This is a genomic window from Streptomyces sp. NPDC097595 (assembly GCF_044761525.1).
Lineage (GTDB): Bacteria > Actinomycetota > Actinomycetes > Streptomycetales > Streptomycetaceae > Streptomyces > Streptomyces drozdowiczii_A.
This window is the reverse complement of sequence record NZ_JBIWCN010000014.1, coordinates 25,808-47,933: the sequence shown is the minus strand read 5'-3', so window position 1 is coordinate 47,933 and position 22,126 is coordinate 25,808. Positions and strand designations below refer to the sequence as shown.

The window sequence follows — 22,126 nt, the reverse complement described above, 5'->3', positions numbered from 1 at the left end:
ACACGGTGCGGGCTCGGCTCGCACCGTGTGGCCGCCCTTCGGTCTCAGCGGGTCCCGGCGAGCCATTCGTCGTACGAGGTCGTGGCGATGCGCGCCCCGGGGCCCGCGATCAGCATGTCGCCCTCCACGGCCGCGAACATGCCCGCCCGGTCGTCCGTGACGACGGTGCGGCGGTCGCCCCGGGCGGCCAGCGTGAGGCGCCCGAGCTCGTCGAGGGGATACAGGTCCGGCCCGGCCACGTCGAGCGTCCCGTTGAGCGGCGCGCCGGTGGCGGTGTCCGCGAGGGCGGCGACCACGTCGGCCGTCGCGATGGGCTGGAGGCGTGTGGCGGGGAGCCGGACGGTGTCCTCGTCGGAGGTCCACGACATGATCGCGTCGATGAACTCGAAGAACTGCGTGGCCCGCACGATGGAGTACGCGGTGGGCCCGTTGCGCAGCAGCTCCTCCTGGAGCGTCTTCGCCCGGTAGTAATCCAGTTGGGGCACCCGGTCGACTCCGACGATGGACAGCACGACCTGGTGGCGTACACCGGCCTGCTCGCCGGCCGTCAGCAGGTTCCCCACGGTCGTGCGGAAGAAGTCGGGGGACGCCGCGTCGAAGGTGGGCGAGTTGGTGACGTTGACGACCGTCTCCGCACCGGTGAGCGCCTCGCCGAGGCCCTTTCCGGTGAGCAGGTCGACACCGGTCGACAGGGAGGCGGGCTCCACCGTGTGCCCGGCCTCGCGCAGCTTCGACACGAGCTGGGAGCCGATGAGTCCGGTACCGCCGATGACCGTGATCTTCATGGACGAGCCTTCCGTGAGCCGGGGGTGGCCGGCCGCCACCGTAAGCCCGGGGCCCCCGGCGGCAGGTGCCGGAACCCGGCCGTCCGGCAGCTCATGACCCGTACGGCTCAGCGCAGGATGCCGGCCTGCCGGGCGGCCCGCAGCCAGGACGGGAACTCCGAGAGGAGGCGGTCGTACAGCTCCTGGTCGGAGACCTGCTCGATGTCGTCCACGGCGAAGAAGCCGACGTTGTCCACCCGGCGGCCGGGCATGGTGTCGAACCGCTCCAGCACGCCGTACTGTGCCCGGCCGAGGCCGATGAACTGCCAGAAGACGGGTTCCTCGACGGCCGCGCGCAGCTCGCGCTCGATCTCGTCGTTCCGGTACACACCGCCGTCGGAGAAGAACAGGACGAGCGTGGGCGCGGGCACCGGGTGGGCGCGCACGTAGTCCCGGACCTCGGCGATGACCTTCTGCTCCTCGTTCTGGATGCCGACCGCGCGCATGTCGACCTGCCCGGGGACCAGCCCCTTCGGGGGCCTCTTCCGTCCGAAGAGGCCGACCTGGCCGACCCGCACGTGCAGCCGCAGCCAGTCGGGCAGTTCACCGATGGTCAGGTCGGGGAGCCGGGCCGGGTTCGAGGCGAAGGTCCACGCCTGCATCTCGCCGTCGTCGTCCAGCTGGGCGGCGACGGCCGCCATGCGCTCGGTGACACCCGCGACGGTGCCGCGTGTGTAGAGGGTGCTCATCGATCCGGAGGCGTCGAGGACGAGGATCACCCGGGCGGTCAGCCGGTCCAGGCCGTGCTTGCCGAGGCTGACGGCCACCTGCTCCTTGCGCAGTGAGAGCCGTTTGCGCATGTCGACCGGCAGCTGCTCCTCGCCCTTGCCGAGGCGCGGCGCGCCGGGAGCGGCGGGCGCCGGTGTCGTGCGGGGCTCGTCCACGGTGATGCCGAAGTCCGTCGCCAGGCCGGCGAGCCCGCTCGCGTACCCCTGGCCCACGGCCCGGAACTTCCAGCCGCCGGTCCGCCGGTAGAGCTCCCCGCACACAAAGGCGGTCTCCGGGCCGGCCGCCATGTCGAACCGGGCCAGTTCCGCGCCGGACACGGCGTCCAGCAGCCGCAGATGGAGACCTGGCACCTGGCCGAAGGTGCCGCCGTCCGCCGAGGCGCACAGGGCGACCCGTTCCACCTCGGGGCCCAGCGCGGCGAGGTCGGCCTCCAGCGTGTCGGAGCCGGGCTGTTTGCCGGGGTGGCGGACGGCCCCGGAGGCGTGCCGGGGCTGGTTGTAGAAGACGAAGTCGCCGTCCGAGCGGACCCGGCCGTCCACGCCCAGCACCAGCGCGGAGGCGTCGACGTCGGGCACGCCGGGCCCCGCCGTCCAGCTCAGCACGGCTCGGACGGCGGATGCGGCCACCGGCATGTTGGCGCCCTTGCTCAGTGTCGTCACGGGTCCCAGTGTGCCTGCCGGTGTTCCGCGCGGTCGACCGGGTCCGGGAACGCTATCCGGCGAGGGCCGCGTGGATCTGCCGGGTCGTCTGCGCGGCGATGCGCGGGTCGGTGGCGCCGTAGAAGGAGTAGGCGTTCAACCCGGTGGCCAGGGCCCAGCCGCGCCCCCGTGTCCAGGTCGCGTCGTCCGGGCCGAGCGCTTCGCGGAAGGCGGCCCGGCTGCCCGCCGACAGCAGGGTGTGGGCGATCATCAGGTCGCAGGCCGGGTCGCCGAGGCCGAACCCGCCGAAGTCGATGACCGCGCTGAGCCGGCCGTCGCGGGTCAGCAGATTGCCGGTGTGGAAGTCGCCGTGCACCCAGACCGGGGGCCGGTCCCAGGCGGGCGCGTCCAGTGCCGCGTCCCACACCTTCGTGATGGCCCCGGCGTCGAACACCCCGTCCAGCGCGGCGATCGCCGCGCGCGTGGCGTGGTCCCGGCCGTACAGGGACTCCGAGCTGCGGTCGATGTCGGGGGTGAGCGGGAGCCCGCCGCGCTCGAAGCTGTGCAGGGCCGTCAGGAATCCGGCGAGCGCGACGGCGGCCTCCTCCGAATCCCCCAGGGCCTCGACGGTGGCGGGCTCGCCGTCCAGCCAGCGGGTCACCGCCCAGGGCCACGGGTATCCGAGGCCCGGCTGCCCCACCGCGACCGGCTCGGGGACAGTCAGCGGAAGGTGCGGGGCGAGCCGGGGCAGCCAGGTGAGCTCCTTGCGGGCCTGCCCGATCGCACCGGCGTAGCGCGGCAGCCGTACGGAGAGCTCGCGGCCGAGCCGGTGGATCACATGGTCCGAACCGGTCTGGGCGAGCCGTTCCAGCGGCAGTCCGGCCCATTGCGGGAACTGGCTGTCGACCAGCCGCCTGACCAGTGGGGTGTCGATCGCGGGGCGGTCGCTCGTGGCTGCCAACGGCGGTTCCCTGTCCTCGGCCCACTGCGTGCGGCGGGCGCTCCGGGCCATCACACGGCCCCGCGCGCCGGCATGTCGAACCCTTTTCCAGGACCATGCGGCCCTTTCCGGCCAGGCTGTCAGAATTGCGCCATGGCTCAGCACGAATCGGATCACGGCTATCTCCTGGACAACCAGCAGTCGGAGGCGGGCATCCGCTTCGGCGCGCTCTCCGCACTCTTCGACCCGGTGACGTTCCGCCATGTCGATCAGCTGGGCATCGGGCCCGGCATGCGGTGCTGGGAGGTCGGTGCGGGCGGGCCGTCCGTGCCGCTCGGTCTGGCCGAGCGGGTCGGCCCGGACGGGGCGGTGGTGGCCACCGATATCGATGTGTCCTGGACCGAGGGCGTCGCCGGCGGGGTGATCGAGGTGCGGGCCCATGACGTGGCCGCCGACCCGCCGCCGGAGGGCGGTTTCGACCTGGTGCACGCGCGGCTGGTCCTGGTGCACGTCACCGACCGCGCGGAGGCGCTGCGCCGGATGGTCCGGGCGCTGCGGCCGGGTGGCGTGCTGCTGCTGGAGGACGCGGACCCGGGCTTGCAGCCGCTGCTGTGCCCGGACGAGTCGGGGCCGGAGCAGCGGCTCGCCAACCGGCTGCGCTCGGGCTTCCGGTCGCTGATGGCCGGGCGCGGCGCGGATCTGGAGTACGGCAGGACGCTGCCCCGGCTGCTGCGCGAGGCGGGTCTCGACGATGTCCGGGCCGACGCGTACTTCCCGGTCACCTCGCCGGCGTGCACGGTCCTGGAGGCGGCGACGGTGCGGCAGATCCGTGGCCGCCTGGCGGCGGCGGGGCTGGCCACGGACGAGGAGATCGACCGCCATCTCGCGAACGTGGAGACCGGCCTCCTCGACCTCGCGACGGCGCCGATGATCTCCGCGTGGGGGCGCCGGCCGCGGCAGCCGTGAGCAGGCGCTGGTCACCCGTCAGGCGGCCGCTTCCGCACGCGCCAGAAGAGCCGGGAGGCCGGCGAGGAGCGGGGCCTCACCGCACGCCGAGGCGACGACCACCTCCTCCAGCGCCCACAGGTGCGCCCTGATCCTGGGCGGCGGCAGGTAGGCGGTGTCGGCGGTGAGCATGACGGCGAGGACGCCTTCCTCCTCGGTGACGTGGACGCAGTACCGGCAGCCGAGCTTGTCCTCGGTGGCCGGGAAACCGAACTCCGTACGGGCCCGTGCGGAGCGCAGCTCCGCCGCGCTCGGTGGTGGCCCTTCGTCCGGCGGGCGTACGAAGAACCGCTGGTCGTTGTAGCAGCAGTACGGGTGTACGGGGGTGCCGCGCTCCCGGCCGACGCGCTCGCGCAGGGCCTCCCAGGCGACCGGGTCGTAGGACGCGGCCCGGTATCCCGCCAGGGCCGCGCGCCAGGCCACCGGCAGCAGGTCCGTGAACCGTTCGGCGCCGGTGGTGTCGAGCAGGAACGGCGCGTCCTGGGAGAGCATCGCCACCAGGTCGCGCCGGTCCTCGGCGGCCCGGTTGGCGACGATGGGCATCATGGCGGCCGCGGGGTGGCCGCCCTCGGCGGCGGCCAGGGCGGCCAGGGCGGTCATCAGGACCGTCGATCCGCTGATCCGGTGCGCGGCCGCGAGTGTGTCCGTCCCCCGCATCAGCGCCTCGGACACCAGCCGGCCGCTCCAGAAGCGGGGGGTGCGGGGTGCGGCGGCCTGCCGGGGGAACATCGTCGGCGGCATGGTCCGGTAGAAGGACTCCCAGCGGGCGAGGGCCCGTTCGCTGCGACGTACACCGGCGGGTGTGTGCTGGTCCCGGGCGAGGTCGAGGGGGTTGGTGCGCGGGGGCCGCCCGGCCGAGCCCCGGCGCACCAGCAGCCGCAGGTCGCGTACGACTTGCTCTGCGGCCTGGCCGTCGGCCGCGAGGTGGCAAAGGACCAGGGCCGCGTGCGTGACCCGGCCCCGGTGGCAGACGGCGCCGACGCGCAGCGGCCATTCCCGCGCGTAGTCGAAGCGGGTGGCGGTCAGTTCGTCCAGCAGGGCACGTGCGGTGGCCTCGGTCCGGTCGGCGTCGGGCTCGTCCACCACGGTGACCGGCAGGGCGCCGCAGTCGGTGAGCGACTGGCGGGGTTCGCCGCCCTCGCCGTCGTAGAGCCGGGTGCGCAGCGCCTCGTGGCGTTCCAGCAGGGCGGTGAGGGCGGTGGCGAGCCGGGGCAGGTCCGTGACCCGTCCGCGCTCTCCCAGTGGGAGCAGGCGCCCGATGTTGAAGTAGATGTCGTTGGGCGCGGTGCGCAGAATCGCGTTCCAGATGGCCCGTTGGCCCCAGGTGAGGGGTGCCGTGCCCGCCCTGTCGCCCGCGAAGGGGATGTGCAGGGTGCGGGCGGTGGCGAGGCCGTTCATTCCGCCACCAGCCGGGCCGCCAGGCTGTCGACGCTCTCCTGGTAGAACGCCGGGTCGGCCAGGTCGAGTTCCACGCCGTACTCGTCCTCCAAGGTGTCGGCTAGGCGGAGCAACGCCAGGGAGCTGACACCGAGTTCGGTGAGGGTGCCCCGGGCGGTGAGGATCTCGGCCGCGGCGAGCTGCCCGTCCATGGCGTCGCTGATGAGCCCGGCGATCCGGGCGCGTGGATCGGTGACCGGGTCCTGCGCGGTGCTCAACTGTCCTCCCTCCCGGCCAGTCGGCGGCGCAGGCTCAGGGGCCTGATGTCGGGCCACACCTGGTCGACATGGGCCACGCACTCGTCCTCCGTGCCGCTGAACCCCTCGGCACGCCAGCCGGCGGGCAAGGGTGTTCCGGCGGGCCAAAGGGCGTGCTGTTCCTCGTCGTTGACCGCCACCAGATAGCGGAGGGCGGGTGTGTTCACTGGTTCTCCTCGATGAGTGCGGCGACGCACGCGGCGACGCCGTGGACGGTGGGGCTGTCGAAGAACACGTCGAAGGGCACGGCGACGCCGTACTCCTTGCGGATACGGCCCGCGATGGCCGTGATGGTCAGGGAGTGGCCGCCGAGGTCGAACAGGTCCTCGTCGGGGCCGAGGTCGTCGAGATCGAGCACTTCGCGCCAGATGGCGAGGACGGTGCCGGTGATGCCGTCGTCGCCCGCGTCCGCGACAGGGGTTCCGCCGGTGGCCCGTTCACGCGGCGGTTCGGGCAGGGCGGCCCGGTCGAGTTTGCCGTTGGGGGTGAGCGGCATGGCGTCGAGGGTCACGTACGCGTCGGGCAGGGCCGCCGCCGGCAGCTGACGGGCCAGGTGCTCGCGCAGGGTGTCGGGCGTCGGCGGTACGCCGGCCGGTGCGGGCACCACGTAGGCGACCAGCCGTCCGGGCTCGCCGTCCGGGGCCTCCCGCAGCACCGTCACCGCCTGTGCGACCTGGGGGTGGCTGCCGAGGGCGGTGTCGATCTCGCCGAGTTCGATGCGGTGGCCGCGCACCTTCACCTGGGTGTCGGACCGGCCCGCGAAGGCGATGCGGCCGTCGGCGGTGAGCCGGACGAGGTCGCCCGTGCGGTAGAGGCGGGCGCCGGGCGGGCCGAACGGGTCCGGGACGAAGCGGGATGCGGTGAGTCCGGGGCGGCCCCGGTAGCCGTGGGCGACGCCGTCGCCTCCGATGTACAGCTCGCCGGTCAGCCCCTGCGGCAGGGGCTCAAGACGGGCGTCCAGGACATAGGTGCGGGTGTTGGCCAGCGGGCGGCCGATGGTGACGGGGTCATCGGGTCCGAGCTCGGCGGCCGTGGACCAGACCGTCGTCTCGGTCGGCCCGTACACGTTGACCAACCGGCCGACGGAGGCGCGCAGTTCGCGGGCCAGGGCATCCGGCAGGGCCTCTCCCCCGGTCAGGGCCACCAGGTCCGATGCGTCGAGCCCGGCGGCGAGCATGGTGCGCCAGCCGCTGGGGGTTGCCTGTACGTGGGTGAGGCGGTGCCGGCGGACCAGCTCGGCGAGGGCCGTGCCGTCGCGGTGGCGGCCCTCGGGGACGAGGACGACGGTGCCGCCCGTGACCAGGGGCAGGAAGAGTTCGGCGGTGGAGATGTCGAAGGAGAGCGAGGTGAGCCCGAGCCAGCGGCTGCCGGGGCCCGTGCCGGTGGTGTCCCGCAGGGCGGCGAGGAGGTTGGCGAGGGCCGCGTGTGACACTTCGACGCCCTTGGGCACACCGGTGGAGCCGGAGGTGTACAGCACATAGGCGGGGTCCGTGAGGGCGGGCGGCGCGGCCGCCGGCGGGGCTTCGGGGAGCCGGCCCAGGTCCTCCGGCCCCGGGTCGCCGGCGGCCTCCAGTGTGATCCCGGAGTCGGTGCGCAGGAACGCCAGGCGCTCCGCCGGGTGGTCCGGGTCGAGCGGCAGGTAGGCGGCACCGGCGGTGAGCGTGCCGAGGGCGGCGATGAGTTGGGCGGCCGAGCGGGGCAGCGCGATACCGACGAGGGCACCGCGCCCGGCCCCCTGGGCGCGCAGCCGGTGGGCGCGGCGGCGGACGGCCGCGTCGAGTTCGGCGTACGTGAGGCTGGTGTCGCCCTCGATGACGGCGACGGCGTCCGGGGTCGCGGCGGCCTGGGCGGCGAACAGCTCGGGCAGGGTGGCGGGGGCGTTGCCCGGGGCGCGGGTGGTGTCGGCGAGCAGCGTCGCGCGTTCCCGGGGTGGCAGGACCGGCAGCCGGCCGAGGGGGGTGTCCGGGGCGGCGACGGCACCGTCGAGCAGGGTGAGGAAGTGGTCCAGGACGCGGACGGGCGCCTCGCTCTCGAAGGCGGCCGTGCGGTACTGAAGGCTGCCTTCCAGGCTGTCGGAGGCGTCGACCAGTTGGAGGTGCGCGATGTTCCGGGCGGTGTGCGCGAAGCCGGTCCACTCGGTGCGCACATCGAGGCCGGGGCCGAAGTCGGCGGGCCGGGAGGTGTCGCGCCGCCGGTAGCTGAGGGAGACCGGGCACAGCGCGGTGCGCGGGGTGAGTCCGCGCACCGCACGGCTGAGGGGGACGGTGCGGTGGGCGTAGAGGGCGCGCAGCTCGGTCCGGACCTGGTGGGCGAAGTCCGCGAAGGTGAGGTCCGGGCGTGGGTGGGTGAAGAGGGGCAGTTCGTTGACGTGGAGGCCGGCCTGCCGGGGCGCGCCGGGCACGCGGGTGGAGAGTTCGACCGCGGTGGCCGGGGCGGTGGTGCCGTAGCGCAGCAGCAGGGCGTGCCAGGCCGCCGTGAGGAGTTCGAACCGGGTGACGCCGAGCGTCGCGGCGGCGGTCACCAGCCGGGCGTGCCACTCCCCGTCGCGCCGGAAGCCGCAGGCGCTGCCGGGGGCGGGGGCGACGGGGTCCGCGTGGTGGGCGGTGAGGCCGGGGAGGGCGGGTGCGGGGCTGTCGCGCCAGCGATCGGCCCAGAAACGGGCCGCGTCCTGGACGGCCGTCTCGCAGACGGGCTGCGGGGGCGTCGGCGCCTCGGCCGTCAAGGGCGCGTCGCGCTCCCCCGTCACCGCCCGGTACGCCGTGGCCAGTCCGGTGACCAGGAGATCCTTGGACTCGCCGTCGAACACGAGGTGGTGGGCGACCACGAGCAGCAGGTGCCGGTCCGGGGCGGTGGTGAACAGCGTGGCGCGTATCAGGGGCTCGCCCGGCCCGAAGCGGGCGCCGGTCTCCTCGTCGCGGAGCTTGCCGAGGTCGTCGGACGCGGCGGTGACCAGCCGCAGGGGCGGTGCCTCCCCGGGGAACAGGCCGGGCCCGGCGGGATCGGTCCGGGCGGTGAGCACGGGCGTGGCCCGTGCGCAGTCGCCCCAGGCCGCCGCCAGGGCCGCGGGGTCCAGAGGCCCTTGGAAGTGCAGGGCCAGGCTGAGGTGGTACGCCGAACCGGTGTCGAGCGTCTGCTCGGTGACCCAGAGGCCGTGCTGGGCCGGGTCGAGCGGGGCCGGTGCTTCGAAGGAGGGGGTCATGGGGTCGCCTCGTCGTCCAGGAGCCGGTGGAGTTCACGTTTGAGGACCTTGCCGCCCTCGTTGCGGGGCAGGGTGGCGCGGAAGAGGATCCGGGCCGGCAGCTCGTGCGCGGCGAGCCGGTCGAGCAGGAACGCCCGCAGCCGGGTGGTGTCCGGCTCCTCCCGCCGGGGCACGACGACGGCGGCGACGACGCTGCCCAGCACCGGGTGCGGGATGCCGAAGGCGGCGGCGTCGGCGATGTCCGGGTGGGCGTGCAGCGCGTTCTCGACCTGGAGCGTGGACACCTTGTGGGCGCCGGACTTGATGACGTCGCGCTCCCGGTCGAGCAGGTGGAGGTGGCCGTCCGCGTCGAGCCGCCCGATGTCCCCCATGCGCACCCAGCGGCCCCGGAAGACCTCGGCGTCCGTGTCGGGGGCGCCCAGGTAGGCGCGGGGCGCGGTGGGTGAGCGCAGCCATATCTCGCCCGGTTCACCGGTGGCCGCCGGGCGCCCTTCGGAGTCGGTGATGCGCAGGTGGTCGAGTGCGGCGGGCCGGCCGGGTGAGTCGGGGTGGTCGGGGTCGAAGAGCAGGGTGATCTGGGCGGGCGCTGCCTCGGTGGAGGTGTAGTAGTTGACGATCTGCGCGCCGGGGAACGCCTGCGACAGCCGGAGCGCGACGGGTTGCGGGAGTGCCGCCGCCGTCGAACCGACCAGCTTGACCGTGCTGAGGTCGCGGCGGGTGAGGGCGGTGGAGGCGAGCAGTTCGATGGCGGTGGCGGGCACCAGGAAGAGGCTGCCGACCGCGTGCTCCTCGATGAGCCGGGCGAACCGCAGCGGGGTGAACTGCGGGGCGGCTACACCGCAGGCCGCCGTGTCCAGGCAGTTCACGAGCATCGTCTGCCCGGCGTTGGTGCCGATCGGGAAGCTGTGCAGGAAGGTGCGCGAGTGGCGCAGGGGCCTGCGGCGTTCGTCCAGCGTGCAGCCGTGGGCGAGGTTGGCGTGGGTGGCCCGGACGCCCTTGGGCAGGCCGGTGGTGCCGGAGGTGTAGAGGTACTGCGCCGGTGCGGACGGGTCGGGCAGCGGCAACCCGTCCCCGGCACCGGTCTCCCCGGACTCGATGTCCTCTGCGGACGCCTGCCACACCCCTGCGGGCAGCCGGGACGGTGGCCCGCCCTCGCCGTGCAGGACACCCGCGCACCGGCTGTCCTCGACGATGTGCGCGGTGGCGGCCGGGGCCAGCCGGTCGGACAGGGGTACGGCGATGCCGCCCGCCCACTGCACCCCGCAGTAGGCGACCGCGTAATCGGTCCACCCCGTACTGCCGTAGCGCAGCCCGACCGGGTCGCCGGGGCGCAGACCACGGGCGAGCAGGCCGTGGGCGAGGGCGGCGGCCCGGTCGTGCCAGGTGCCGAAGTCCAGGGCGCGCGGCCCGTTGCGGAGGGCGACGCGGTCCGGGTGGAGGGCGGCGCGGTGGACCAGCAGCTCGATCAGGGAGCCCGGGGGCGCGATACGGGTCATCGGTCGTCCCCCGCGGAGGCGGTGAGCGCGGCCGCGCGTTCCCGGAGTCCGATGAGGTCGTCGGGTTCGGCGTCCGGCACATCGCGGTCGAAGCGGGCGAGGACCGGCAGCCGCAGGGCGAGGGCCACCAGCGCCAGCATGACCAGGCAGCACAGCAGGTACATCAGCCCGATCCCGCGCCCCGGCCCCGTGCCCAGCACCCGGCCCACACTGTCGGCCAGCACCCCGTCGTCGGCCAGCAAGGGGTCGAACAGCCGCGCGCCCAGGGGTGCGACGAGTCCGTGGCCGATGGGGAGGGTCGACCAGGCGACCATGGTGTTCAGGGCGAAGACGCGGCCGTGGAAGCGCTGCGGGACCTTCACCTGGACGATGGTCGAGTACACCCCGTTGACCAGGGCGATGGCGCAGGACATCCCGAAGGCACCGGCACCGATCACCCAGAGGTCGGCGCGCAGCCCGGTCACGGCCCCGGCCAGGGCGAACACCCCGGCCAGCGCGAGCATCCCGCGCACCCGGTGTCTGCGGGGCCCGCCCCACACCCCCATGATCAGACCGCCCGCGACGGCCCCGGCCCCGCCCGCCGTGGCGACCGCCGCCGCCCCGTCCAGGGTGTCGAAAGACAGCACCAGGGGCGTCACCAGGAGGAACAGCGGCGACAGGAAGAGGTTGAGCGCGGCGAACCACAGGAGCATCGACCGGAAGCCCCGGTGCCGCCAGGTGTAGGCGAAACCCTGTTTGATCTCCTCGATGACCGGTTCCCGGCGGGTCCAGGGCAGGGTGCGGGGAAACCTCACACAGACGAGTACGGCGACCGCGACCACGTAACTCGCGATGTCGAGGATCAGGATGCCGCGCAGACCGATGCCCGCCATCAGCGCCACCGCGACGAGTGGCACGACGAACTGAGCTGCACCGAAGGCGAGTTGGACGATGCCGTTGGCGTGGCCGAGATAGCGCTTGGGGACCAGTTGCGGGATCGCGGAGCTGTACGCGAGGCGCTGGAAGGTGAGCGCCACGGAGAGGACGCCGAGCAGCACGTACAGATACCAGGTGTCCAGTGCGCCGCCGAGCAGCAGGCACAGCATGGCCACCTGGCTGAGCCCCGCCGCGAGGTCGCCCGCGAGCATGACCTTGCGCCGGTCGAACCGGTCCACGACGGCACCGGCCAGCGGGCCGACGAGGATGCCGGGCAGCATCGCGACGACCGAGTACAGCGCGAAGCGGGCCAGGGAGCCCGTCTCCAGCAGTATCCAGACGGGCAGGGCGAATTCCGTGAGCGCGGAACCCAGGATCGAGCCCAACTGCCCGAGCACGACGGCCAGGAAGCGCGCGGCCCCGGGGGCGGGGGCGCCCGCGGCCTTCACGTCGTCACCGTCCGGCGGGTCCGCCTCGGCGTCACCCGGCGGTCCGGTCTCCGCGTGGAACCACCAGGCCGCGTCCGGGGAGCGTTCGGGCAGGGCTTCGGTGGTCTCCTCGCGGATCGCCTGATGGACGCTCGTCACCGCCTCGGCGACCTCGGCGGCCCGGTACTTCACGAAGAAGTGGCCGCCCTGGTCGATGACCGCTACCGCCGAGCGCTCGGCGAGGAGCAGCCACTCCCGGTAGCGCTCCTGGTAGAAGTCGGCGGCCGGGTCGCGGTCGCCGACGAGCGACACCAGCGGGGCCCGCAGCCTGGGGGCGCCGGCCTCGACGTCCGCGATCGCCCCGGTGAAGTACTCCTCGGCGGCCTGGCTGTCGCGGCGCATGTTGCCCACGATGAACTCGGTCTGCTCCCGGTCGAGCTGGGAGGTGTCGACGCCCATGCCCGTGAGCCAGTTGACGTACACCCGGTTGCCGAGCAGCGACTCCAGGGACGCCACCTTGGAGAGGGCGCCGAGCACGCGTCCGCGCGGCTTGGCGAAGGGGAACTGCGCACCCGCGTACACCGCTTCGAGCTCGCGGCCCGACGCTTCGAGCAGCCGTGCGGTCGCCACGGCAAGGGCGGTGCCGACACCGCAGTGCCCGTACACGATCAGCGGGCCTGTGACCCGTTCGCGTATCTCGGCGGCCAGGCTCTCCGCGAGTTCCCCGAACGGCAGATGCTCCTCCGTCACACCGACGTCATGGCCCGGAATGGCGACGGACCACAACTCGTAGCCCTCCGGCAGGAGGTCGGCGACGGGCTGGTACACGACCGCGCTGCCCCCGCCGTACGGGACACAGACCAGGGTGGCGCGCAGGCGTCCGGCCGGGGCCTGCGGGGTGAGGCGGTGCAGCAGTCTGCGGGGGCCCCGGGCTTCCTCGGGGGTGTCCGCAAGCGCGGCCAGGTCCCTGACGGTCCGACAGGTGAACAGGTCCATCACACTGACCGGCCGGGCGCCCGCCTCCGGGAGCAGTCTGCGGGCGCGGGCGACGACCTGGGTGGCGAGGAGCGAGTGGCCGCCGAGGTCGAAGAAGTCCTCGTCCACACCGACCGCGTCCAGCCCGAGCACCTCCCCCCAGATCGCGGCGAGCACCCGCTCCGCCGGGGTCCCGGGCGCACTGGCCGCGCCGGTCGCCCGGTGGATCTGCGGGGCGGGCAGCCCCCGCCGGTCCAGCTTCCCGTTGGGCGTGAGGGGAAGGGCGGGCAAGGCGGTGAAGGAGGCGGGCACCATGTAATCGGGCAGCACCTGCTTGAGCGCGGTGCGCAGCTCCTGCGGGTCGGGCGCGGGCCCTTCGCCTGCGGTGACGAGGTAGGCGGCGAGCCGCTTGTCCCCCGGGGTGTCCTCGCGTACGACGACGGCCGCCTCGCTCACCGGGGGCAGGGCGCGCAGGGCCGCCTCGATCTCGCCGGGTTCGATGCGCAGGCCGCGCAGCTTGAACTGCTGATCGGTGCGGCCGAGGTGTTCCAGGGCCCCGTCGGGGCGGCGTCGGCCCAGGTCGCCGGTGCGGTAGAGCCGCGAGCCTGGCGGGCCGTACGGGTCCGGGACGAACCGGCTCGCGGTGAGGCCGGGGCGCCGGTGGTAGCCGAGGGCCACCCCGGTCCCGGCGATGTGGATCTCACCGGGGGCGCCCGGGGGCACCGGCCGCAGCGCCCGGTCCAGGACGTAGAGGCGGATGTTGTCGACCGGGAAGCCGATGGGGACCACATCGGACGGCCCCGCGCACTCCCAGGCCGACACGTCGACCGCCGCTTCGGTGGGCCCGTACAGGTTGGCCAGGGCGCAGCCGGGCAGCGCCTCGCGGAAGGCACGCACCGCGTCGGGCGGCAGCGCCTCGCCGCTGCACACGACGCGACGCAGGGCCGTGCACCGCCCCGCCCCCTCCTCGGCGAGGAAGAGCGGCAGCATCGAGGGGACGAAGTGGGCCACGGTGACGGGTGCGGAACGGATGAGTTCGGTCAGATAGGCGGCGTCCTTCTGACCCCCGGGACGGGCCAGCACAAGGCGCGCGCCGGTCATCAGCGGCCAGAAGAACTCCCATACGGAGACGTCGAACCCGGCCGGCGTCTTCTGGAGCACGGAGTCCTCGGGACCGATGGGATAGCTCCGCTGCATCCACAGCAGGCGGTTGACGATGCCGCGGTGGGTGTTCGGCACACCCTTGGGACGGCCGGTGGAGCCGGAGGTGTAGATGAGGTAGGCGGGATCGTCCGGTGTCGGAACACCCGTCGTGGGAGCGCTCCCGCGAAGCGGATCGTCGTCTTCGAGGTAGAGGACAGTGGCACGGCAGCCCTCGGGGACGGGAATGTCCCGCTGAGTCAGGAGCACCCGCGCGCCGCTGTCGTCCAGCATGAACGCGAGCCGTTCGGGCGGGTATTCGGTGTCGAGCGGGGTGTAGCAGGCGCCGGTGCGCAGTACGGCGAGGAGTGCGGCGACCAGGTCCGGGGAGCGTTCCGCGCCGACGGCGACGACGTCCCCTGGGCCGGTGCCGGCCGCGACGAGCCGGGCGGCGATGCGGTCGGCGGCGGCGTCCAGTTCGGCGTAGGTGAGGCTGCGGTCGTCGCCCGTCACGGCGGTGGCGTCGGGGGTGCGCGCGATCTGCTCGGCGATGAGGGAGACCAGGGTGGCGTCGGCCGGGACCAGCACCTCCGTACGGTTGAAGTCAGCGATCTCCAGGGCGCGTTCGTCATCCGCGAGCAGGTCGAGTCCGGACAGCGGCACGTCGGGCTCGTCGGCCACCGCGTGCAGCAGCCGGTGGAGGTGGGCGGCGAGCCGGGCGATGTCGGCCTCGGCGAAGAGGTCGGTGTTGTAGTTGAAGGCGCCGCGCAGCCCGTCCGGCCACTCCATCAGGAAGAGTTCGACATCGAAACGGGTACCCGAGGCGCGCAGGCCGTAGGTCCCCGCGTCGAGTCCCGGACCGGCGGTGGCCTGGCGCCCGGTGGCGTAGTTCTGGACGGCGAGCACCGCCTGGAAGACCGGGGAGCGGGAGACATCGCGTTCCACGTTCAGCTCGGTGACCAGCTGCGCGAACGGCAACTCCTGGTGGGCGTAGGCCTCCAGGCAGGTTTCGCGGGTGCGTTCCAGCAGCTCGGCGAAGGTGGGATCGCCGTCGAGCCGGGCGCGCAGTGCCAGGACGTTGACGAACATGCCGACCAGGCCTTCGAGTTCCGGCTCGGGGCGGCCGGCGACGGGTGACCCGACGGCGAAATCGCGCTGTCCGCTGAACCGGGCCAGGAGGTCCTGGAAGGCGGCGAGCAGCACCATGTGGATCGTGGCGCCGTGCGCCTTGCCGAGGGCGGCGAGCCGGTCGAGGAGTTCACGCTCCACCCGGAATCCGTAGCCGGCCCCGTCGAAGGTCTGCCGTGCCGGGCGGGGCCGGGCGGTGGGCAGGACGAGCGGTTCCACTCCGGCGAGCTCGTCCGCCCAGTAGGCGACTTCGGCGGCGAGCGCGTCCCCGCTCAGCCGGTCCCGCTGCCACTGCGCGAAGTCGCCGTACTGCACGGGTAGTTCGGGGAGCGGGTCGCCGTCCCCCTCGATGCGGGCCGCATAGCAGCGCAGGATCTCGGAGACCAGGATCTCGCTGGACCAGCCGTCGCTGACGCTGTGGTGGACGACCAGCAGCAGGATGTGGTCGCGGTCGGATACGCGTACGAGCAGGGTCCGCAGAAGAGGACCGGCGGCCAGGTCGAAGGGCTCGGCCCCCGCCTCGTCGACGAGCCGGGCCGCGTGCTCCTCGTCCTGAGCCTCCACGAAGGGCAGTGGCGCGGGCGCGGGCTCCGCGATCTCCAGCACCGGGCGGCCGTCGTCGGTCACCGGATAGCGGGAGCGCAGCGTCTCGTGGCGGGCGGTGACGGTGTCCAGGGCGCGGGCCAGTGCCTCCCGGTCCAGTTCGCCGCGCAGCCTGCGCGCGACGGGGATGTTGTACGCGGCGGTGCCGGGCGCGAACTGCTCCATGAACCACAGGCGTTCCTGCGCGAAGGAGAGCGGCGGCACGGCGCCCTCGGGTCTCCGGGGCACGACGGGGCGGGACGCGGCGGCGCGGCCGGTCTTGAGCCGGCGGCTGAGCAGGGCGCGCTTGGCGTCGGAGAGGCCGGCGGGGGATGTGGTGGTGTCGCTCATGACGGCGTTCCGGTTCCTTCCAGGGTGGCGCCGTCCGAGGCGAGGAGGGCGGCGGCCTCCTCCTCGGACAGGGCGTCGATCTCGGCCATCAGGGCGGCCTCCACGGCCCCGGCGAAGGCGGCGACCGTGCGGTGGGTGAAGAGGGTGCGCAGGGGAACGGTGAGTTCGGCGGTGGCCCGGACGCGGGCGATGACCCGGGTGGCGAGGAGCGAGTGCCCGCCGAGGTCGAAGAAGTCGTCCAGGGCGCCTACCCGTTCGACGTCCAGCACCTCGCGCCAGATGTCGGCGACCAGCTCCTCCGCCTCGGTGCGCGGGGCCAGATAGCCGGCGCGGAGTTCGGGGCGCTGCTCGGGCGCGGGCAGGGCCGCGCGGTCCAGCTTGCCGTTCGGGGTGAGCGGCAGCCGGTCCAGGACGAGGACGGCGGCGGGCACGAGGTGGGCCGGTAGGAGCGCTCCCACGGCGCTCCGCACGGCGGCGGGATCCATGCCCGAGGCGGCGGGGACGACGTAGGCGACCAGGGTGTCGCGGTGGGCGACGACCACCGCCTCGGCGATCCCGGGCTGGGCGAGGAGCGCGCTCTCGGTCTCGCCGGGCTCGACGCGGTAGCCGCGCACCTTGAGCTGGCCGTCCAGCCTTCCCAGGAACTCCAGGGCGCCGTCGGGCCTGCGGCGCACGAGGTCGCCGGTCCGGTAGCGGCGGGCGCCCGGCGGGCCGTACGGGTCGGGGACGAAGGCGCGCGCGGTGGCGCCTGGCCGGCCGGTGTAGCCGTAGGTCACCCCCGTACCGCCGATGAGGAGTTCGCCGGGGGTGCCGGGCGGGACCGGGCCGCCGTGCTCGTCGCACACGGTGGCGGTGACGCCACCGATCGGGGTGCCGATGGGTGGACGGGCGCGGGAGTCCGCGTCGCCGAGGTCGGCGGTCGTGGCGATGACGGTGGTCTCGGTGGGGCCGTAGGAGTTGACGAGGCGTACCCGGTCGCCGAACCGCTCGCGCCAGGCCCCGACGGCGGCGGCCTGGACCTGGTCGGCGCCCAGGATCAGCAGCCGCAGCCCGTCCGGCCAGGGGACGACGTCCGGGTCGCCGACGAGGTGCTGCCAGTACGGGGTGGGCAGGTCCATGACGGTGACGTCGGAGGTGAAGTCCTCGGTCAGCTGGTCGGGCAGCGGGGCGCCGGGGTCGGCCACGACGAGGGTGGCCCCGGCGGCCAGCGCGGGGAACAGTTCCTCGGCGCAGGTGTCGAAGCTGAGTGAGGCGCAGTGCAGGACGCGGTCGTCGGCGGTGATTCCGTACCCCTCGCGCATCCAGCGCACCCGCTCGGCGAGCGCCCGGTGCGGGACGAGGACGCCCTTGGGCTTGCCGGTCGAGCCGGAGGTGTAGACGAGGTACGCGGGGTCGTCGGGGTGGGGCGCGGTGGGGTCAGTGGGCTCCGCCCCCGCCGGGCCGGTGTGGGCGGCGTCCTCCACGTACAGCGTCCGGACGCTCCCGGGCAGCTCGGGCGATGGGGTGTCGCGGGTGGTCAGGACGGTGCGGGCGCCGCTGTCCGCGACCATGTACGCGATCCGGGCGGGCGGGTAGTCGGGGTCCAGGGGGAGGTAGGCGGCGCCGGCGCGCCAGGCGGCGAGCATGGCCACGACGGCGTGCGGTCCGCGCGGCAGCAGCACGCCGACGGTGTCCCCGCGCCGCACCCCCTCGGCGGCCAGCCGTCCGGCGAGGCTGCCCGCGCCGTCCCACAGTCCGGCGTACGAGAGCGAGGTGTCGCGCCCGCGCAGGGCCTCGCCGCCGGGGCGGTCGCGCACGGTCAGGGCGAGGGCGTCGTGCACGGTGGACGGGCCCCCGGGCAGCGCGGGACCCCGGCCGGCCGCGTCCAGGGCGGCGCGCTCCTCCTCGTCCAGCAGCGGCAGGAGGTGGACCGGGGTGTCGGGGCCGTCCGCCGCTCCGCGCAGCAGCATCTCGAACCAGCGCGCGAGGCGGGCGACCCGGTCCCCGTCGAGCAGGTCCGTGCGGTAGCCGAAGACGGCGACCACGTCCTCGCCGTCCCGGCGCACGTCGAGGGTGAGGTCGAACTTGCAGGCCCGCATGGCGGGGTCCAGCTCGGTGCAGCCGAGACCGGCGAAGGACGCGTCGCGCAGCAGGCCGGCGTCCTGGGTGTGGACGGTCAGCATCGTCTGGAACAGCGGGGTGCGTCCGGGGTCCCGGTCGAGGCGCAAGGATTCGGCCAGTTCCTCGAAGGGGATGCGGTCGTGGGCGAAGGCGCCGAGCACCGTGGTGCGGGCGCGGCGGAGCAGGTCGGCGAAGGTGGGCGTCCCGGTCAGGTCGGAGCGCAGGACCAGGGTCCGCGAGAGGTAGCCGATGACCCGTTCGGCGTCGGGGCCGGAACGGCCCGCCGTGGGAACGCCGACGCAGAAGTCGCGTTGTCCGGTGCAGCGGTGCAGGGTCGCCTGGTAGGCGGCGAGCAGCACCATGAACGGGGTGCAGCGCCGGGCCCGGGCCAGGGCGTCGATCATGGGCCCCGCGCCGGTGAGGGTCCGGGTGTGGAAGGCGCCCTCGGGTGAGGTGTGTTCGGGGCGGGGGCGGTCCAGGGGCAGTTCCAGGGCGGGGGCGTCGGCCAGGCGTTCCCGCCAGTAGGCGAGGGCTTCGCGCGCCTGCGCCTCGTCCGCTTCCCGCTCGTGCTCGGCCGGGTGCGCGGGCGGGGCGGGCAGGTCGGCGGTCCCGCCCCGGAGGTGTGCGGTGTAGTGGGCCGCCAGCTCTTCGCGCAGGACGTTGAGGGACCAGCCGTCGGCGACGATGTGGTGCAGGACCACGCACAGGACGTGCTCGGCCTCTCCCGTACGGAAGAGGGCGACACGCAGCAAGGGGCCCCGGGCGAGGTCGAAGGCGCGGTTGGTGCGCTCGGCGATCAGCGGTTCGAGCCGGTCCGGCTCACCGCGCAGGTCGCGGCATTCCACGTCGACCGGGCCCGGCTCGGCCACGAGTGCGGCCGGTTCGCCGTCCTCGGCGGGGAAGCGGCTGCGCAGCGCCTCGTGCCGGGCCGCCACCGCGTCGAAGGCCGCGCGGAGGGCGGGCTCGGACAGCTCTCCGGAGAGGCGCAGCACGAGCGGAATGTTGTACGAGGCGTCGCCGGGGTCCATCTCATGCAGGAACCACAGGCGCTTCTGGCCATGCGTCAGGTACGACTGGACGGCCTGGGTACTCATCCGACTCCCTCGGCGCGCACGCCGAGCGGCGTGGTGTGCGGTTGCTTCAGGTCAATGGGGACGTGTGGAGCGTGTGGGGGACGGAGCGACGCGGTGGCACGGGGATACCGCGGCGGCCGAACGGTCTCGTCATCAGCGAGATCCGGTCATTCACGGCTTCAGGTGTTGCGATGTTATGAACAGCACACGCATGCGTCAATGCAAGACCTGTACACACAAGTGGAGTTGAGAAATCCGACCCTCGTATACGACCGGGCCGACGAGATCACGCCATACCCGTCCGGGCGTTCATCCCTTCGGCTGGATCTTGGGCGCAAATTGCGCTTTTCGCGTCCTTCCGGGTGGTGAATGGGGGCGTGTGACAGCAAACCCCCGGCCCGAGGAGCGTGGACCATCATGAACAACGCGGACAGTGCGTCGCAGAGCGTACAGACGATGTATGCGGAGCGATTCGCCACCGATCTCACCGACAACCGTGCGGAGCAGAAGGAGCTCACCGCACAGATCGAGCGGCTGCGGGACCGCCTGGAGCAGCTGAGGACGGACGAGACCTGGCTGACCGGAATGCAGGCCGCGCTGCCGGGAGAGACGGCGCCCCCGCGGCCGCGCCGCGCGCCGCGCACCGGTCGGAAGCCGGCGGAGACCGACGCCCCCGCGGGCACAGCCGTCCCGGGCCCCCGGCCCGCCGGGCGCGCCAAGGCGAGGCCGTCCCGGGCCAGGACGAGCGTCAAGAAGGCGGTGCCCACTGCGGCCGCTCCCCTGCACCAGCTCATCCGCGCCCTGATGCCCCTGGGCGAACCGCGCCTGGTGCGCGAGGTGCACGCGGATCTGGCGAAGGCGCACCCGGAGCGCGGCACGTCGGTGCAGGTGGTGCGCAACACCCTGGAGACGCTGGTGAAGCGGGGCGTCGTCGGCAAGGGAATCCAGAAGGGCACCGCCATGTACACCGCGACCGCACCGGCAGCGTCCGAGGGCGACGAGGCCCCGGCGGCCGGCTGAGGGGCGCGCGAGGCCGTGTCACACGTCCGGCCCCCGGGGAGCGTGCTCCCCGGGGGCCGGACGGTGGTACGACGGCGTCAGGCGGCCGTGATGTTCTCCGCCTGCGGGCCCTTCTGGCCCTGCGTGATGTCGAAGGTCACCGCCTGGCCCTCCTGGAGCTCACGGAAGCCGGAGGCGTTGATGTTCGAGTAGTGAGCGAAGACGTCCGGCCCGCCGCCGTCCTGCTGGATGAAGCCGAAACCCTTTTCGGCGTTGAACCACTTGACGGTTCCGCTGGCCATGCCGGTGCCTCTCAGTCGATATCGGGAGCCGCACCACGCGGTCCCAGTGGTGTCATGCTCCGCCCCCTGCACAGCAAGGCGCCCGCGCCGGAGCACGGGCGGTTTCGGCGAACCACGACTTCCGGCAGTGACGCTACATGGCGAAACCCCTCTCCACCAGAGAGCAACGACTTCGCGTCGCGCCGGATGCCGGGGAAAGCCGCTGATGGGGCCGTAGTCACGGGGAACCGGGGGCCGGTGGCGATCCGGACACCCGCGACGGTGTCACCGGACCGGAGCACCGGAGGGGGACGAACGGGCTCCGGATGGAGCAGTGCCCGCCGGGACGAAAATGGTGCGGCCGGCAGGGGGGCTGCCGACCGCACCGAGTACCGCCCCGCCTCGGCCCGGGAGACCGAGGTGGGTGACGGAAAGAGCCAGATCAGCGGACCGTGGTGCGCGGTCCGTCCCACCGGAGGGACGAAATACGGTCTGCTGGTCAAGCCCTTCCCGCCACCGTTCTGAACGGGTGCGGAATTCCGGCTGCGAACATTGCCAGGAGAGGACAGCAGGAAGACCGCACGTCAGGCGCGGGCTCACCGCCCCGAAGAGCCGCGGTCCGCTGCCTCACGGGCTCCAGCATGGAAGGTAAACAGACTGTTTTCTACGTCCAGTTTTTAGCGCTAAGCCACGTCGCGCCAATTAGGCTCTCGCCCGCGCAACCGGGCCCATACGCGGGGGATTTGATCGCATGACCAATACCGACAAGACGGCACTTCGGACACTGCTCAGAGTCCGTCGTGCACTGATCGACCCCACCGGGCACGGTTTCCACCGTTCGTCCCGCCAGGGGCGCCGCGCACCCGGTCTGTCCCAGCACCAGGTCGACCAGTTGCTGCACCGCACCCCCGGTACCTACCGACGGCTGGAGTCCGGTGCCTGGCCGAGGCCGGACACCGGATTCCTCCGTGATGTGGCGATGCTCTTCGCCCTCAACGAGCAGGAGTGGGTGTCGCTGTGCCGGTACGCCGGCATAGGCGACCCGCCGGGCCCGCTCACCGCCCGCTCGGGCAAGGAGGTGCCGGGTGTGTGGCAGGAGGCCATCGACGGGATGACCCATCCCGCGTACATCACCGACGCCTCCTGGGAGCTCATCGCGCACAACGGCGAGTTCGAGCGGCTGTTCCCGGGCGGGGACGTGCCCACGAACACCATGCGGTGGATGCTCCTCGAACCACAGGGCCGCGAGATGCTCATGGACTGGGACACCGCCTGGGCCCCGTTGGTCGTGCCGCAACTCCGGGCCGCGCTCGCGAGCCGGCCCGACGACGAGGTGCTCCGCCGACTGGAGAAGGACGTGCTGGCCGACCCGCAGTGTGCGCCCATCTGGGAGTCGGGCGGCGCGCACATCCATCCCGACGGTGACGAACGGCCCATCCGCCACGCGGTGGACGGTCCGGGGTGGGTGACGATGTGCGCCGCGCAGCCCATGGCGGCCCCGGGTGCCCGCATGATCGTGCTCGTCTTCCACGCGGGCGCGCGGCGCGCGCACACCCGCGTTCCCGTCCTGCGCGCTCCGTAAGGCTTCCCTCCGGGGTTCCGCGGTGTTGTGATCAGGGCGGGCACGGC

Annotated in this window: 14 protein-coding genes; 3 read left to right on the top strand and 11 right to left on the bottom strand. The window is 73.5% G+C overall.

All coding sequences use genetic code 11. The features are described 5' to 3' along the window. Positions 1-44: 44 nt before the first annotated feature. The 3 genes from ACIQZN_RS21785 to ACIQZN_RS21775 all read right to left on the bottom strand — a co-directional run bounded on the left by ACIQZN_RS21785 (position 45) and on the right by ACIQZN_RS21775 (position 3,203). Positions 45-785, bottom strand: a complete 741-nt coding sequence (locus ACIQZN_RS21785; protein ID WP_403996245.1) for an SDR family oxidoreductase — start codon at positions 783-785, stop codon at positions 45-47. A gap of 107 nt (positions 786-892) precedes the next feature. After that, a complete protein-coding gene (locus ACIQZN_RS21780; RefSeq protein WP_403996242.1) occupies positions 893-2,212 on the bottom strand; it encodes a VWA domain-containing protein in 1,320 nt (439 codons plus the stop codon). Positions 2,213-2,264: 52 nt separating this feature from the next. Beyond that, positions 2,265-3,203, bottom strand: coding sequence for an aminoglycoside phosphotransferase family protein (locus ACIQZN_RS21775; protein ID WP_403996240.1), 939 nt, complete (start codon positions 3,201-3,203; stop codon positions 2,265-2,267). Between the two features lie 81 nt (positions 3,204-3,284). On the opposite strand from ACIQZN_RS21775, the gene ACIQZN_RS21770 reads away from it, so the two are divergent. After that, positions 3,285-4,097, top strand: a complete 813-nt coding sequence (locus tag ACIQZN_RS21770) for a class I SAM-dependent methyltransferase (protein WP_403996237.1) — start codon at positions 3,285-3,287, stop codon at positions 4,095-4,097. 18 nt (positions 4,098-4,115) lie between these two features. On the opposite strand, the gene ACIQZN_RS21765 is transcribed toward ACIQZN_RS21770, so the two are convergent. The 7 genes from ACIQZN_RS21765 to ACIQZN_RS21735 are packed head-to-tail and all read right to left on the bottom strand — an operon-like array spanning position 4,116 to position 19,238. Then, positions 4,116-5,534 (bottom strand): condensation domain-containing protein, encoded by a 1,419-nt coding sequence (locus ACIQZN_RS21765; protein ID WP_403996234.1) that lies wholly within the window; start codon positions 5,532-5,534, stop codon positions 4,116-4,118. Further along, the gene (locus tag ACIQZN_RS21760; RefSeq protein ID WP_403996231.1) at positions 5,531-5,791 is read right to left on the bottom strand and encodes an acyl carrier protein; all 261 of its coding nucleotides are present in this window, start codon (positions 5,789-5,791) and stop codon (positions 5,531-5,533) included. Before ACIQZN_RS21760 ends, ACIQZN_RS21765 begins: the two co-directional genes overlap by 4 nt. Next, on the bottom strand, positions 5,788-5,997 hold the full coding sequence (locus tag ACIQZN_RS21755) for an MbtH family protein (RefSeq protein WP_403996228.1): 210 nt from the start codon (positions 5,995-5,997) through the stop codon (positions 5,788-5,790). The genes ACIQZN_RS21760 and ACIQZN_RS21755 overlap by 4 nt, the downstream gene beginning before the upstream one ends. After that, on the bottom strand, positions 5,994-9,029 hold the full coding sequence (locus ACIQZN_RS21750; protein WP_403996225.1) for an amino acid adenylation domain-containing protein: 3,036 nt from the start codon (positions 9,027-9,029) through the stop codon (positions 5,994-5,996). The genes ACIQZN_RS21755 and ACIQZN_RS21750 overlap by 4 nt, the downstream gene beginning before the upstream one ends. Next, positions 9,026-10,525 (bottom strand): class I adenylate-forming enzyme family protein, encoded by a 1,500-nt coding sequence (locus ACIQZN_RS21745; RefSeq protein ID WP_403996222.1) that lies wholly within the window; start codon positions 10,523-10,525, stop codon positions 9,026-9,028. Before ACIQZN_RS21745 ends, ACIQZN_RS21750 begins: the two co-directional genes overlap by 4 nt. Then, the gene (locus tag ACIQZN_RS21740) at positions 10,522-16,044 is read right to left on the bottom strand and encodes an amino acid adenylation domain-containing protein (protein WP_403996219.1); all 5,523 of its coding nucleotides are present in this window, start codon (positions 16,042-16,044) and stop codon (positions 10,522-10,524) included. Before ACIQZN_RS21740 ends, ACIQZN_RS21745 begins: the two co-directional genes overlap by 4 nt. Then, a complete protein-coding gene (locus ACIQZN_RS21735) occupies positions 16,041-19,238 on the bottom strand; it encodes an amino acid adenylation domain-containing protein (protein WP_403996216.1) in 3,198 nt (1,065 codons plus the stop codon). The genes ACIQZN_RS21740 and ACIQZN_RS21735 overlap by 4 nt, the downstream gene beginning before the upstream one ends. 396 nt (positions 19,239-19,634) lie before the next feature. On the opposite strand from ACIQZN_RS21735, the gene ACIQZN_RS21730 reads away from it, so the two are divergent. Continuing rightward, entirely contained in the window at positions 19,635-20,237 is a 603-nt protein-coding gene (locus tag ACIQZN_RS21730; RefSeq protein ID WP_403996213.1) for a hypothetical protein, read from the top strand. A gap of 77 nt (positions 20,238-20,314) precedes the next feature. Here the strand turns inward: ACIQZN_RS21730 and ACIQZN_RS21725 are convergent, their stop codons facing one another. Continuing rightward, positions 20,315-20,518 carry a cold-shock protein gene (locus ACIQZN_RS21725; protein ID WP_018104984.1) on the bottom strand — a complete coding sequence of 68 codons (204 nt, stop codon included), beginning with the start codon at positions 20,516-20,518 and terminating at the stop codon, positions 20,315-20,317. Between the two features lie 730 nt (positions 20,519-21,248). Between ACIQZN_RS21725 and ACIQZN_RS21720 the strand changes: the two genes are divergently transcribed. Continuing rightward, on the top strand, positions 21,249-22,079 hold the full coding sequence (locus ACIQZN_RS21720) for a helix-turn-helix domain-containing protein (protein ID WP_403996208.1): 831 nt from the start codon (positions 21,249-21,251) through the stop codon (positions 22,077-22,079). Positions 22,080-22,126: the final 47 nt, after the last annotated feature.